This is a genomic window from Pseudorhodoferax sp. Leaf267, from assembly GCF_001422405.1.
Lineage (GTDB): Bacteria > Pseudomonadota > Gammaproteobacteria > Burkholderiales > Burkholderiaceae_C > Pseudorhodoferax.
In genome coordinates this window covers 67,145-79,729 of the sequence record NZ_LMMV01000006.1, presented here as the reverse complement: position 1 = coordinate 79,729, position 12,585 = coordinate 67,145, and the positions used below count along the sequence as shown (strand labels likewise).

Here is a 12,585-nt window from a genome sequence, read left to right as displayed (position 1 = left end):
ATGCACGACCCCACTTTCGATCACGACACCTGGCAGGTTGCCGGCACGCCGCTCAGCAGTCGCTTCCTGCTCGGCACGGCTGGATACCCCTCGCCGCAGGTGCTGGGCGAGGCCATCGCCGCATCGGGCACGCAGGTCGTGACGGTCGGCCTCAAGCGCGCGCTGGCGGCCGGCGGCGACAACGGCTTCGTCGCCATCGTGCGCGAGGCCGTGCGCACGCAGGGCGCGCGCCTGCTGCCCAACACCGCCGGCTGCCGCGCCGCACGCGAGGCCATCGAGCTGGCCCACATGGCGCGCGAGCTGTACGACACGCCCTGGCTCAAGCTGGAGGTGATCGGTGACGAGCACACGCTGCAGCCCGACCCGTTCGAGCTGCTGCAGGCCGCCACGCAACTCGTGCGCGAAGGCTTCGTGGTCTGGCCCTATTGCACCGACGACCTGGTGCTGTGCCGCCGCCTGCTCGATGTGGGTTGCCCAGTGCTGATGCCCTGGGGCGCGCCCATCGGCTCGGGCCAGGGCCTGCTGAACCCCTTCGCGCTGCGCACGCTGCGCGAGCGCCTGCCCGGCGCCACGCTGATCGTCGACGCCGGCATCGGCGCGCCTTCGCACGCCGCGCAGGCCATGGAGCTGGGCTTCGACGCCGTGCTGCTGAACTCGGCCGTGGCCCAGGCGCGCGACCCTGTGCGCATGGCCCGGGCCTTCCGCGCGGCGGTGCAGGCCGGGCGCGATGCCTGGCAGGCCGGCGTGATGGCGCGGCAGGACTTCGCCGTGCCCAGCACACCCGTGGGCAGCGAGCCGCTGCTGATCGGGGGCACGCCATGAAGACCGTCTGGAGCATTGCCGGCACCGACAGCAGCGGCGGCGCGGGCCTGGCAGCCGACCAGCGCGCCATCGACGCGTTCGAGGGCACGCACTACTGCGGCGTGGTCGCGGCCGTCACGGCGCAGAACTCGGGCGCCGTGACGCAGGTGGCACCCATGCCCGTGGCGCTGGTCGAGGCGCAGCTGCGGGCCCTGCACGAGGACATGCCGCCCGACGCGCTGAAGACCGGCCTGCTGTGCGACGCCGCGCGGATGCGTTGCGTGGCCGACTGGACCGACCGCCTGCGCGCGCGCCGGCCCGGCCTGGCGCTGGTCGTGGACCCGGTGTTGGGCGCCAGCAGCGGCGCGACCTTTGCCGACGACGCCGCCGTGCAGGCGTACCGCACGCACCTGCTGCCGCGCGCCACGCTGGTCACGCCCAACCGGCGCGAGGCGGCGCGGCTGCTCGGCCGCGCGAACCTGGCGCGCGAGGACATTCCCGCCGCGGCCCAGGCGCTGCGTGCGCTCGGCGCCGAGGCGGTCTGCATCACCGGTGGCGACCCGCAGGACGCCGGCGCCGACGAGCAGGGCCTGGCGCTGGACTGGCTGGACAGCCCGCATGCGCGTGGCTGGCTGGCGCTGCCGCGGCTGGGCACGGGCAACACCCATGCCACGGGCTGCACCTTCGCCAGCAGCGCCGCGGCAGCGCTGGCCCACGGCTTCGTCGCGGCCGATGCGGTGGTGCTGGCCAAGATGGCAGCCACCCATGCGCTGCGCCATGGCCATGCGGCTGGCCGCGGGCCGGGCCAGGTGCTGGCGCGGCCGGGCTTCCATGCCGAGCCCACCTTGCTGCCGCGCCTGAGCTTGGGCACCGAGCCGTGCTTCGCGCCCGCCATGCCTGCCGATACGGCGCCGCTGGGCCTCTATGCCATCGTGGATTCCGTTGCACGCGTGCTGGCCGTGCTGCAGGCCGGCATCCGCACCGTGCAGCTGCGCATCAAGCAGCCGCCGCAGGCGGATGCGCGCTGGCGCAAGTGGCTGTATGACGAGGTGCTGCTGGCCGTGCAGGCCTGCCGCGCGGCCGGTGCGCGCCTGTTCGTCAACGACCACTGGCAGGCCGCCGCCGCGGCCGGTGCGCACGGCACGCACCTGGGCCAGGAAGACCTGCTCGCGCTGGGCGAGGGCGAGCGTGCCGCGCTGGCGGCCAGCGGGCTGGCGCTGGGCGTCAGCTCGCACAGCCTGTGGGAGCTGGCGCGCGCACGCAGCCTTGCTCCCGCCTACATCGCCTGCGGCCCGGTCTGGCCGACGCTGACCAAGGCCATGCCGTGGCGGCCGCAGGGCCTCACCAACCTGCGCTGGTGGTGTGCGATGGCCGGCGCGCCGGTGGTGGCCATCGGCGGCATCCTGGCGCCACAGCAAATCGCTCAGGCGGCCGAGGCCGGCGCCGATGGCGTGTGCGTGGTGCGTATGTTGGGCGATGCGCCGGCGGCCACGGTGCCGGCCATGCAGCAGGCGCTGGCGGATGCGGTGTGCGCGGCGGCGCCCACGCCCTGGCCCCAGCCCTCGCTGGCGCCACGACTCACAGCACCGCAGGCTCCGTCCTGGGCTGGGGCGCGCGCAGCGCCAGCAGCTCCGCCAGCGGCACCGCGTGCGAGAACAGGTGGCCTTGCCCGGTCGTGACGCCGAGCTCCAGCAGCGCCTGGCGCTGCCACTCGGTCTCCACGCCTTCGGTCACCAGGGCGGCTCCGTAGCGGCGGGCGGTCTCGCCGGCCAGCACGACCGCCTGGCGGATGCGGCCATGGGCGATGCCGGTGGTCATCCAGCGGTCGATCTTGACCTCGGAGAACGGGAAGCGCGCCAGCAGGGCGAGCGCGGCGTAGCCGGTGCCGAAGTCGTCCAGCGACAGCTTCACGCCGGCCTGGTGCAGCGCCTGCACGTTGTGCTGCACGATCTCGATGAGCGGCAGCTTGGCGGTCTCCGTCAGCTCGACGGTCAGCCGGCTCGGTGCCACGCCCGTGCTGCGCAGCAGCTGCAGCACACGCTGGGCGAAGCCGTCGGTCACGAACGACGCGGCTGAGATGTTCACCGCCAGACCCAGGCGCGGCATGGCACGGCCGACCTGTTCCAGATCGCGCACCACCGCCTGCAGCGTGGCCCATTCCAGGCCGACCAGCAGGCGGTGGCGCTCGGCGATCTCCAGCACATAGGGCGGCGGCAGCGGCTGCCCCTGCTCGTCGCTCACGCGCAGCAGGGCCTCGGCGCCGACCGTGCGCAGGTTGCGCAGCGCGAACTTGGGCTGGTAGTGCAGGGGCGGCGTGCCGTGCCGGATCCACTCCACCAGCATCCGGCGCAGGCGCTCGTCGCTCTTGGCCTTCTCCGCGAACGACTGCGGAAACACCTGCACAGGGTTCTCGCTGCCCTGCAGCGCCAGGCTGATGTTGCGCAGGCTGGACGCCACGCTGCGCGCCGGGTGGGCGTCCAGCGTGACGGCGCCGATGCGCAGCTGCGGGATCGGCTGCTCGTCGGAGGCGCGCTCCTGGAACAGCGCCGTGAGCCTGGCATGCAGCTGCGCCATCGTGCCGCTGGCCTCCAGCTCCTGGGCCGATGTCCGGTGCACGACCATGGCCAGCGTGGTGTCGGAGAACAGGAAGGTGCAGGGGCTGAAGCCGGCCAGCACGTCGCCCGACGGCCCGCTGCCCAGGTCGCGCGCCAGCTGCTGCCAGAAGCCGTCGGACCAGTCGTCGCCATGCACCGAGACCAGCGCCGCCATGTTCACCACTTCGAACAGCACGATGGTCCGCGTGCCGGCGGGCGCGCGCGGTGGCTCGGCCTCGATGTAGTCGCGCAGCGCGCGCCGGTTCGGCAGGCCGGTCAGCGTGTCGGTGACGGCCGCCTGTTCGCGCTTGCGGGCCTGCTCTCGCGTCTGTGCGTCGCTGCGCAACAGCATGAAGATCGCGCCCACCATGGGCACCGCGACCGAGATGCCGGCCAGCCGGCGCGCCATGTTGCTCCAGTACAGCAGTGCCCCCATCAGGCCGGCAGCGTAGACCAGTGACACGACGGTGAAAGAGACCACGGTCCGCACCGCGAAGCAGACCAGCAGCTCGTGCCAGCCCAGCTGCGTCAGCGGTCGCCGCATCAGCCAGCCGTGCAGCACCATGCCGCTGGCCGTGGCCGCCACCAGGTCGATCATCGCGGCGAAGAACAGCGCGTGGCTGCCAAGGTACAGGCGGGCCGCGGTCGCGAAGGCCAGGCTGATCAGGCCGCCGCGCCAGCCGCCCAGCAAGCCGGCCAGGAACAACATGTCCGTGCGCAAGTAAGGCTTGGACGGCATCTTGATGAACTCGGACACCAGCATTGCCAACACAAAGCCGGACACGCCGAACACAAGGCCGAAGCGGACCTTGTAGCGCACATCGTCCAATGGCACATCGCGCTTGACCAACAGCAGCACGGACACCATGCCGACGATGGCCGCCGCCTGCAGCAGCAGGAAGGGCAGTTCCGTCACTGCCTCGCCGAGATAGTGTGGAAATCCTGGCACGGTCGCCTTTCGCTAGCGCGCCATGCTCTCGGAAGGTGCGGGACCGGGCGGCGCGCGGTCACAGCATACCGGGTGGCGCGCTTGCAAGCGAATCACGGCCCTGGCGATACGCCAGCCCGCCGCGCCCGGGATCACGCCCAACTGTTTCGGCCTAATGACTATTAGATCGGCGGATTGGGTATGTAAATAGATCAAATGTTAGACTGGCCGCCGGCAAACGCAATGGAAGTTGCGCACGCAAAGCCACAGGCCCAAGCGCTGGAATGCGGGTTCCGCGCGGGCAGCTGGGTTGCATCTGGCGGGCCAGTCCCTGTTCTGGCGCTGGACCTTGTGCGTCGCCACGCGTTGCCGCTCTGGCCATGTATTCGGACGCAACCTACAGGGATCCCATGCACCACTTTTTCTTTTCCGCCCCATGCGCCCCGCGCCTGGAGCCCGCGCGATGAGCGGGCTTCGCAGCCTGCGCATCGGCGCCCGATTGAACCTGGCCTTCGGCGTCGTCCTGTTGATCCTGGCGGCCAGCGCGGCCGTGGGCGTGTGGCGCCTGAGCGCGCTGAGCGGGCTGACACACCAGCTCGGCACCATCGACAACGAGAAGATGCAGGTGGCCGTGCGCTGGCGCCAGACCATCGACCTGAACTGGGTGCGCACGCAGGCCGCTTTGCTGGACTCCGACGTGCGCCGCATCCCGCAGTGGCAGGCCGACATGGACAAGACCTCCGAGACCACGGCGGCATCGCGCAAGCGCCTGCACGAGTTGATCCAGACCGACATCGGCAAGGGCCTGCTGGCCGACATCGACGCGCGCCGCGAGGCCTACCGCGCACCACGCGCCGCCATCCTCAAGCGCCGCATGGGCGGCGAGGATGTGACGGCGGAGCTCGAGCGCACCCTGAAGCCGCTGGCCGCGGCCTACAGCGACAGCATCGTGAAGCTGGAGGAGCGCCAGCAAAGCCTGTACGCCCAATCCCTGCAAAGCGCCGAGGACGGCGCGGCGCAGGGTCAGACGGTGTTGATCGCCTGCGGCGTGGTCGCCGTGCTGCTGGGCGCCCTGTTCGCGTGGCTGATTTCGCGCTCCATCACGCGGCCGCTGGCGCAGGCCGGTGACGTGGCGCGCCGTATCGCCGACGGCGACCTCACGCAGGCCATGCAGGTCGAAGGGCGCGATGAGGCCGCCGACCTGATCGCCGCGCTGCGCGACATGCAGCAGCAGCTGGCCAGCGTGGTCGCCCGTGTGCGCCACAACGCCGACGGCGTGGCCACGGCCAGCAGCGAGATCGCCCAGGGCAACAACGACCTGTCGGGCCGCACGGAAGAGCAGGCCTCGGCGCTGGAGGAAACCGCCGCCTCGATGGAGCAGCTCAGCTCCACCGTGCAGCAGAACGCCGACAACGCCCGCCAGGCCAAGAACCTGGCCCTGAATGCGTCGAGCGTCGCAGTGCAGGGCGGCGAAGTCGTGGCCCGCGTGGTGGGCACGATGAAGGAGATCAACGAGAGCTCGGGCAAGATCGCCAGCATCATCGGCACCATCGATTCCATCGCGTTCCAGACCAACATCCTCGCGCTGAACGCAGCGGTGGAAGCCGCGCGCGCTGGCGATCAGGGCCGTGGGTTCGCCGTGGTCGCCACCGAGGTGCGCAGCCTGGCCCGCCGTTCGGCCGACGCAGCGCGCGAGATCAAGGCCTTGATCGGCGCCAGCGTGGAGCGCGTGCAGCAGGGCACGCATCTGGTCGGCGAAGCCGGCAGCACCATGGGCGAGGTGGTGCAGGCCATCCAGCGCGTGAGCGACCTGGTGGGTGAGATCAGCGCGGCCAGCAGCGAGCAGAGTGCCGGCGTGTCGCAGGTGGGCGAGGCCATCGCGCAGATGGACCAGGCCACGCAGCAGAACGCGGCCCTGGTCGAGGAGTCGGCCGCCGCGGCGGACAGCCTGCGCAGCCAGGCCGAGCAGCTGGTGCAGGCCATGGCGGTGTTCAAGCTGCAGGGCAGCGCCGGCCATGCGACCGGCGCACGCCTGATCTCCGCGCGCTGAGCTCAGGCGGCGCGGCGGATCGCCTCGGCGATCTGCGCCGCGTCGGGCACCACGCCGATGCCAGGCGCATCGCCCAGCGTGATGCAGCCTTCTCCGTCGATGTTGCGCAGCGCGGGGCTCAATTCCGTGCGCAACGGGTTGTCGTTGGCGTCCACCTCCAGCATGCCGCCGCCACCGGCCGCGGCCAGCAGGTGGCCCGAGGCCAGCAGGCCCACGCCCGCGCCCAGGTAGTGCGGGCAGTAGCGCAGGCCTGCGGCCTGCGCGCGCTGCACCACGGGCCAGCAGCCCGAGATGCCACCCCACTTGGCCGCATCGGGCTGCAGCACCGCCAGCACGCCGGCCTGCATTGCTGCATCGAAGGCTGCGTCGCCGGCCAGGTTCTCGCCGCCGGCCAGCGCGATGCCGGTGGCGGCCCGCAGCGCCTGCCACTCGTGCCAGGGCCGGTCGGCGCGCAGCGGCTCTTCCAGCCAGCCCAGGCGGTAGGGTTCTAAAAGCGGCGCCATGTGCAGCGCCTCGTCCAGCGACCAGGCCTGGTTGGCGTCCACCATCAAGGGCGTGTGGTCGCCCAGCGCGGCGCGCAAGGCATCGAGGTTGGCCAGGTCGCGCTGTGCGCCGAAGCCGACCTTGAGCTTGAATGCGCAATAGCCCTCGTCGCGTCGTCGCAGCGCCAGCTGCTCGGGCTGGTCGGGGTTCAAGCCGCTCGCGTAGACCGGGATGCGGCCGTGCGCGCCGCCCAGGTGCCACCACAGCGGCTGGCCCGCGCGGCGCGCGCTCAGGTCCCACAGTGCCAGGTCGATGCCGGCGATGGTCTGCGCGATCGGGCCGTGCTCGCCGGACTGGATGGCCAGCACGGCCGTGCGCGCCGTCAACGCGGCAAATGCCGCGGCCGGGCCGTCGAAAGCCTGCTGCAGCAGCAGCGGTGCCATCACCGTGTCGAGCAGGCGCGCGCGGTGCTCGGCGCCGCAGCTCGGGAAGTTGCACCAGATCTCGCCCCAGCCCACGGCGCCGTCCTGGTCTTCCACGCGCACGAACACGGCGGGCCGGTCGTGCATGACGCCGAACGAGGTGCGCACGGGCGTCTTGACCGGGTAGCGGAACACCAGCGCCTCGATGCGCGCGAGCGTGAAGGGGCTTGCGGGCAAATCTCGGAAGCTCATGGCATCAAGTTCATTTCGACATGGATGGCGTCGCCCCGGTAGGTGACTTCGCCCAGGTAGATCACGCGGTCGTTCGCGTCGCGGAAGATGCGGCGCACCTCGGCCGTCGGCGCGTTGACCGGCACGCCCAAGAGACGCGCCACCTCCATGTCGGCCGTGCCGATGGTCAGCACTTGATGCGCCTTGGCAATCACCACGCTCTTCATGGACGTGAGGATGGGGATCACGGTCTCGTCGCGAAAGCGCTTGGGGCTGCGCCGGAAGATGCGCTCGTCCAGGTGGATGTTGATCACGCAGTAGGGCTGGCCATCGCGTGCGTGCACGCGGCGCATGAACACGTAGCGCTCGGCCGGCTGGCCTTCGCCCGCGTGCAACGCGGGCGGCGCGGTGGACTCGTCGATGTTGACGATCTGCGGCTCGGTGTCGCGGTACATGCGCGAGAGCTCGTCCAGCGTCGTCACCACGCTGAGCCAGCGCTCGTTGCGCGGCTGGCCGGTTACGAAGGTGCCACGGCCCTGTTGCGGCGACACCAGCCCGTCGCGCGCCAGCAGCTCGATGGATTGGCGCATGGTCACGCGCGCCACGCCGAACTCGGCCGCCAGCTCGTCGAGCGAGGGCAGGCGATGCCCCGTGGGCCAGGCGCCGCGTGCGATGCGCTGGCGCAGCAGGTCGGCCAGCTGCAGGTAGCGCGGGATGGGGCTGGCGGAGAACGGAACGACGGCCATGGGGTGCAGAAGCTTATGCGGAAAATGGCTATGGTCGCCTAAAAGTCTGGTCTATAGTATGACTCGACCACTGCAGCAGCACAAACAGTTTCAGGAGACCTTCGTTGTGATGCCACCGAGTTCGGCGCCCAGGCGCGCCGCCCTGATTCTCGCGCCCTGGCTGCTGTTGCTGGTGCTCTGGTACGGCGTGCGGCTGAGCGGCCTGGTCAGCCCGGCGCTGGTGCCGTCGCCGCACGAGGTGGCGCGCAAGTTCGTCGAGCTGATGGGCGACCGCCTGCCGCTGGACATCTGGATGTCGACCCAGCGCGTGTTCATCGGCGTGCTGCTGGGCACGCTGCTGGCCGTGCCCGTGGGTTTCTGCCTGGGCTGGTACCAGGGCCTGCGCAGCTTCATCGACCCGGTGATCAACTTCTTTCGTGCGCTGCCGCCGATTGCGCTGATCCCGCTGGTGATCGTGTACTTCGGCATCGGCGAGGCGGCCAAGACGGCCATCCTGTTCTACGCCTCGTTCTTCGCGGGCGTGATCGTGATGTACGAGGGCATCGCGCAGATCAGCCCGATCTACGTGCGCGTGGCGCGCACGCTGGGCGCCAACGATTTCGAAATCTTCGCCAAGGTCATCGTGCCGCTCACGGTGCCGCACATCCTCACGGCCGTGCGCGTGGCGCTGGGCGTGGCCTGGGCCACGCTGGTCGCGTCCGAGCTCATCGCGGCGCAGCAGGGGCTGGGTTCGCTGATCCAGAACGCCTCGTCGTTCTTCCAGCTCGACATCATCTACGTGGGCATCATCTGCATCGGCTTCATCGCGCTCACGATGGATCTCGCGCTGCGCGCCGCCACGCGCCGGCTCGTGGCCTGGCAGGACCGCATCGCATGACGGCCGCGCAAGAGACGCCGTTGCGCGTGTCGTTCCAGGACGTGGTGGTGGAGTTCCCCACCGCGCAGGGCCCCATGCGCGTGCTCGACGGTGTGTCGCTGGACATCCGCCAGGGCGAGTTCGTGTCCGTGATCGGCCCCTCGGGCTGCGGCAAGACCACGCTCATGAACATCCTGGGCGGCTTCCTGCAGCCCACCAGCGGCCAGGTGCTGCTGGACGGCCAGCCCGTGCGCGGCCCCGGCCCGGACCGCGGCGTGATCTTCCAGGAATACGGCGTGTTCCCCTGGCTCACCGTGCGGCAGAACATCGCCTTCGGCCTACGCCTGGCGGGCAACCAGGTGCCCAAGGCCGAGCATGCCGCCATCGTCGAGCGTTACATGGGGCTCATGGGCCTTAAGGACTTCGCCGAGCACCATCCCAAGCACCTTTCGGGCGGCATGCGCCAGCGCCTGGCCCTGGCGCGCGCCTATGCGGTCAAGCCCGAGTTCCTGCTCATGGACGAGCCTTTCGGCGCGCTGGACGCGCAGACGCGCAGCGCCATGCAGGACCTGCTGCTGCAAGTGCTGCAGACCGAGGGCAAGACGGTGCTGCTGATCACGCACTCGGTGGAGGAGGCGATCTACCTCTCGTCGCGCATCGTGGTGGTGACGGCGCGGCCGGCGCGCATCCGCACCGTGATTGACGTGCCCTTCGGCTACCCGCGCGCCGAGAACGTGCACGAGGACCCGCGCTTCGGCGCGCTACGGGCGCAGATCCGCGAACTCGTGATGCAGGAGTACGCCGCCCAGGCGCGGCAGAGCGTTCGTCTTTCCGATTGATTTTTCAGGAGCAGCCCATGGCCATCGCCCGCAGAAGTTTCCTCCGCAACACCGTCGCCGCCTCCGCCGTGGCCGCCATGGGCTGGCCCGCGCTGGCGCAGTCGCGCACCAAGGTCAAGGTCGGCTACCTGCACACGCCGGCCGTGGACGGCCAGCTGTGGCTGGGCATCCAGGGCGGCCATTTCGCCAAACAGGGGCTTGAGCTGGAGCCCGTTCTGTTCACCACCGGGCTGGAGCTGTTCCAGGCCATGATCGGCGGCAGCCTGGACGTGCTGGCCACCGGCGCGGTGCTGTCGAACTTTCCCGCGCGCGGCCAGGGCAAGGTGTTTTTGATCAACAACATCGAGTACGCCACGGCCCAGCTCTGGGTGCGCGAGGACTCGGGCATCAAGAGCATTGCCGACCTCAAGGGCAAGCAGATCTCCACCACCACGGGCACCACGGCCCATGTGTTCCTGGACCGCGCGCTGCGCTCGGCCAACCTCGATCCGACCAAGGACGTGCGGCTCGTGAACCAGCGCATGTCCGAGGCCGTGACCTCGCTGATCTCGGGCGCGGTGCCGGCCGTGGCGCTGTGGGCGCCGTTCGATTCCGTGGTGCGGCAAAAGCTGCCCGGCGCGCGCAAGATCGTCGATGCCTCGGCCTTCTTCCCGCAGGCCGCCATCGTGGGCGGCTGGGCCGCGCGCAACGACTACTACGACAAGAACAAGGCCGTGCTCGGCAAGCTGATCGCGGGCTGGCTGCCGGCCAACGAGCAGATCGTGGCCAACCCCGATGCAGCGGCCGAAGAGCTGCACAAGACGCGCTACAAGGAAGTGCCGCTGGCCGAATTCAAGGAGCAGTTCAAGGCCTCCAAGTACCACTCCAGCGCGGAGTGGCGCGCCAAGTACGTGGACGGCACGGTCACGGGGTGGCTGCAGCAGGTGACGGACTTCTTCGTGCAAAGCGCCAACATTCCGAATGCGGTGAAGGCGCAGCAGTACTTCGATCCCGCGCTGTTCACGCATCTCGTGAAGGCATGAGCGAGAAGAGCGCCGGCTACGACTTCATCATCGTCGGCGCGGGTTCGGCGGGTTGCGTGCTGGCCAACCGGCTCAGCGCCGATGCGCGTCATCGGGTTCTGCTGTTGGAAGCCGGCGGCGCGAGCCGGCACTTCTGGTTGCGCTTGCCCGTGGGCTATTTCCGCTCCATCTACGACAAGCGCTTCTCCTGGCAGTTCGAGGTGGAGCCGCAACCCGAAACGGCCAACCGCAGCATCGTCTGGCCGCGCGGCCGCGTGCTGGGTGGCTCCAGCGCGATCAACGGGCTGATCTACATCCGCGGCCAGCGCGCCGATTTCGATGGCTGGGTGCAGGCCGGCGCGCCCGGCTGGGGCTACGACGCGCTGCTGCCGTTCTTCAAGAAGTCCGAGCGCTATGCGGGCGGCGAGACCGCGTACCACGGCGCCTCGGGCGAGCTCGGCGTCTCCGACCTGCGCAATGACCACCCGTACTGCGCGGCCTGGCTCGCGGCCGGGGCGCAGGCCGGCCACCCGCGCAGCAATGACTTCAATGGCGCGCAGGACGAAGGCCTGGGCGCCTACCAGCTCACACTGCGCGGGCACTGGCGCTGCGATGCGGCGACGGCATTCCTGGCGCCCGTGCGTGCGCGGCCCAACCTGACGGTGCTGACCGGCGTGCAGGTCACGCGCGTGCTGCTGGCGCAGGGCCGGGCCGCGGGCGTGGAATGGCTGCAGGACGGCCGGTTGCACAGCGCGCGAGCCGATGCCGAGGTGATCCTCGCGGCGGGCGCGCTGCAAAGCCCGCAGCTGCTGCAGCTCTCGGGCATCGGCCCGGCCGACGAACTGCGTGCACACGGGATCGACGTGCAGGTGGACGCGCCCGAGGTCGGCGCGAACCTGCAGGACCACTACCAGGCCCGCGTGATCGTGAAGCTGCGCGAGAAGATGTCGCTGAACGACCAGGTGCGCAGCCCCTGGGGCCTCGCACGCATGGGCACGCAATGGCTGCTCCAGCAGCGCGGGCCGCTCACGGTGGGCGCCGGCCAGGTGGGCGGCATGGTGCGCACGCCCGTGGCCAAGGACGCGCGCGCCGATGTGCTGTTCAACGTGATGCCGCTGTCGGTCGACAAGCCGGGCGATGCGCTGCACCGCTTCTCGGGCTTCTCGGCCTCGGCCGCGCAGTGCCGGCCCGAGTCGCGCGGCCAGGTGTCGCTGCGCTCGGCCGACCCGCTGGCGCCGCCGCGCATCGTGTCGAACTACCTGACCGCGCCGCACGACGTGCGCGTGCTGGTGGAGGGCCTGAAGATGCTGCGCGAGATCTACGCCCAGCCGGCGTTCCGCGAGCTGACCACGGGCGAGGAATACCTGCCCGGCAACGCGCTGCGCAGCGATGCGCAGCTGGAGCGTTTCGCGCGCGAGAAGGGCGGCACCGTGTTCCACCCGGTCGGCACCTGCCGCATGGGGAGTGATGCGGGGGCCGTGGTCGACCCGGATCTGCGCGTGCGCGGTGTGGACGGCTTGCGCGTGATCGATGCCTCGGTGATGCCGACCATGACCTCGGCCAACACCAATGCCGCGGCCATCGTGATCGGCGAGAAGGGCGCCAACCTGGTGCTGCGCCGCGCGACGGCCTGA

10 protein-coding genes and 1 riboswitch are annotated in these 12,585 nt (G+C 70.5%); of the genes, 7 read left to right on the top strand and 3 right to left on the bottom strand.

Annotation, left to right across the window (positions count from 1 at the left end; genetic code table 11):
• The gene (locus ASF43_RS10900; RefSeq protein WP_056180345.1) at window positions 1-822 is read left to right on the top strand and encodes a thiazole synthase; all 822 of its coding nucleotides are present in this window, start codon (window positions 1-3) and stop codon (window positions 820-822) included.
• Window positions 819-2,480 (top strand): bifunctional hydroxymethylpyrimidine kinase/phosphomethylpyrimidine kinase, encoded by a 1,662-nt coding sequence (gene thiD / locus ASF43_RS10895; RefSeq protein ID WP_056180342.1) that lies wholly within the window; start codon window positions 819-821, stop codon window positions 2,478-2,480. Before ASF43_RS10900 ends, thiD begins: the two co-directional genes overlap by 4 nt.
• Here the strand turns inward: thiD and ASF43_RS10890 are convergent.
• Window positions 2,380-4,311 carry a bifunctional diguanylate cyclase/phosphodiesterase gene (locus ASF43_RS10890; protein WP_200932505.1) on the bottom strand — a complete coding sequence of 644 codons (1,932 nt, stop codon included), beginning with the start codon at window positions 4,309-4,311 and terminating at the stop codon, window positions 2,380-2,382. The genes thiD and ASF43_RS10890 overlap by 101 nt on opposite strands.
• Before the next feature lie 235 nt (window positions 4,312-4,546).
• Window positions 4,547-4,641: riboswitch (cyclic di-GMP riboswitch) on the top strand.
• Between the two features lie 145 nt (window positions 4,642-4,786).
• On the opposite strand from ASF43_RS10890, the gene ASF43_RS10885 reads away from it, so the two are divergent.
• Window positions 4,787-6,373 carry a methyl-accepting chemotaxis protein gene (locus ASF43_RS10885; protein ID WP_056180336.1) on the top strand — a complete coding sequence of 529 codons (1,587 nt, stop codon included), beginning with the start codon at window positions 4,787-4,789 and terminating at the stop codon, window positions 6,371-6,373.
• A 2-nt stretch (window positions 6,374-6,375) separates the two neighbouring features.
• Here the strand turns inward: ASF43_RS10885 and ASF43_RS10880 are convergent, their stop codons facing one another.
• Both ASF43_RS10880 and ASF43_RS10875 read right to left on the bottom strand, forming a co-directional pair.
• Entirely contained in the window at window positions 6,376-7,530 is a 1,155-nt protein-coding gene (locus tag ASF43_RS10880) for a mandelate racemase/muconate lactonizing enzyme family protein (RefSeq protein WP_056180334.1), read from the bottom strand.
• Window positions 7,527-8,255 (bottom strand): GntR family transcriptional regulator, encoded by a 729-nt coding sequence (locus ASF43_RS10875; protein WP_056180331.1) that lies wholly within the window; start codon window positions 8,253-8,255, stop codon window positions 7,527-7,529. The genes ASF43_RS10880 and ASF43_RS10875 overlap by 4 nt, the downstream gene beginning before the upstream one ends.
• A gap of 109 nt (window positions 8,256-8,364) precedes the next feature.
• On the opposite strand from ASF43_RS10875, the gene ASF43_RS10870 reads away from it, so the two are divergent.
• From ASF43_RS10870 to ASF43_RS10855, 4 genes are read left to right on the top strand one after another with little or no spacing between them, the layout of a single operon-like run.
• The gene (locus ASF43_RS10870) at window positions 8,365-9,132 is read left to right on the top strand and encodes an ABC transporter permease (protein ID WP_056180329.1); all 768 of its coding nucleotides are present in this window, start codon (window positions 8,365-8,367) and stop codon (window positions 9,130-9,132) included.
• Window positions 9,129-9,950, top strand: a complete 822-nt coding sequence (locus tag ASF43_RS10865) for an ABC transporter ATP-binding protein (RefSeq protein ID WP_056180326.1) — start codon at window positions 9,129-9,131, stop codon at window positions 9,948-9,950. Before ASF43_RS10870 ends, ASF43_RS10865 begins: the two co-directional genes overlap by 4 nt.
• 17 nt (window positions 9,951-9,967) lie before the next feature.
• Window positions 9,968-10,972: an ABC transporter substrate-binding protein gene (locus tag ASF43_RS10860; protein ID WP_056180325.1), complete on the top strand. Its 1,005-nt coding sequence runs from the start codon at window positions 9,968-9,970 to the stop codon at window positions 10,970-10,972.
• Window positions 10,969-12,585, top strand: coding sequence for a GMC family oxidoreductase (locus tag ASF43_RS10855; protein WP_056180322.1), 1,617 nt, complete (start codon window positions 10,969-10,971; stop codon window positions 12,583-12,585). Before ASF43_RS10860 ends, ASF43_RS10855 begins: the two co-directional genes overlap by 4 nt.

Coding starts and splice junctions, on each gene's coding strand:
- thiD (WP_056180342.1), top strand. CDS start 819: ATGAAGACCGTCTGGAGCATTGCCGGCACCGACAGCAGCGGCGGCGCG.
- ASF43_RS10880 (WP_056180334.1), bottom strand. CDS start 7,530: ATGAGCTTCCGAGATTTGCCCGCAAGCCCCTTCACGCTCGCGCGCATC.
- ASF43_RS10865 (WP_056180326.1), top strand. CDS start 9,129: ATGACGGCCGCGCAAGAGACGCCGTTGCGCGTGTCGTTCCAGGACGTG.
- ASF43_RS10855 (WP_056180322.1), top strand. CDS start 10,969: ATGAGCGAGAAGAGCGCCGGCTACGACTTCATCATCGTCGGCGCGGGT.
- ASF43_RS10860 (WP_056180325.1), top strand. CDS start 9,968: ATGGCCATCGCCCGCAGAAGTTTCCTCCGCAACACCGTCGCCGCCTCC.
- ASF43_RS10885 (WP_056180336.1), top strand. CDS start 4,787: ATGAGCGGGCTTCGCAGCCTGCGCATCGGCGCCCGATTGAACCTGGCC.
- ASF43_RS10875 (WP_056180331.1), bottom strand. CDS start 8,255: ATGGCCGTCGTTCCGTTCTCCGCCAGCCCCATCCCGCGCTACCTGCAG.
- ASF43_RS10900 (WP_056180345.1), top strand. CDS start 1: ATGCACGACCCCACTTTCGATCACGACACCTGGCAGGTTGCCGGCACG.
- ASF43_RS10870 (WP_056180329.1), top strand. CDS start 8,365: ATGCCACCGAGTTCGGCGCCCAGGCGCGCCGCCCTGATTCTCGCGCCC.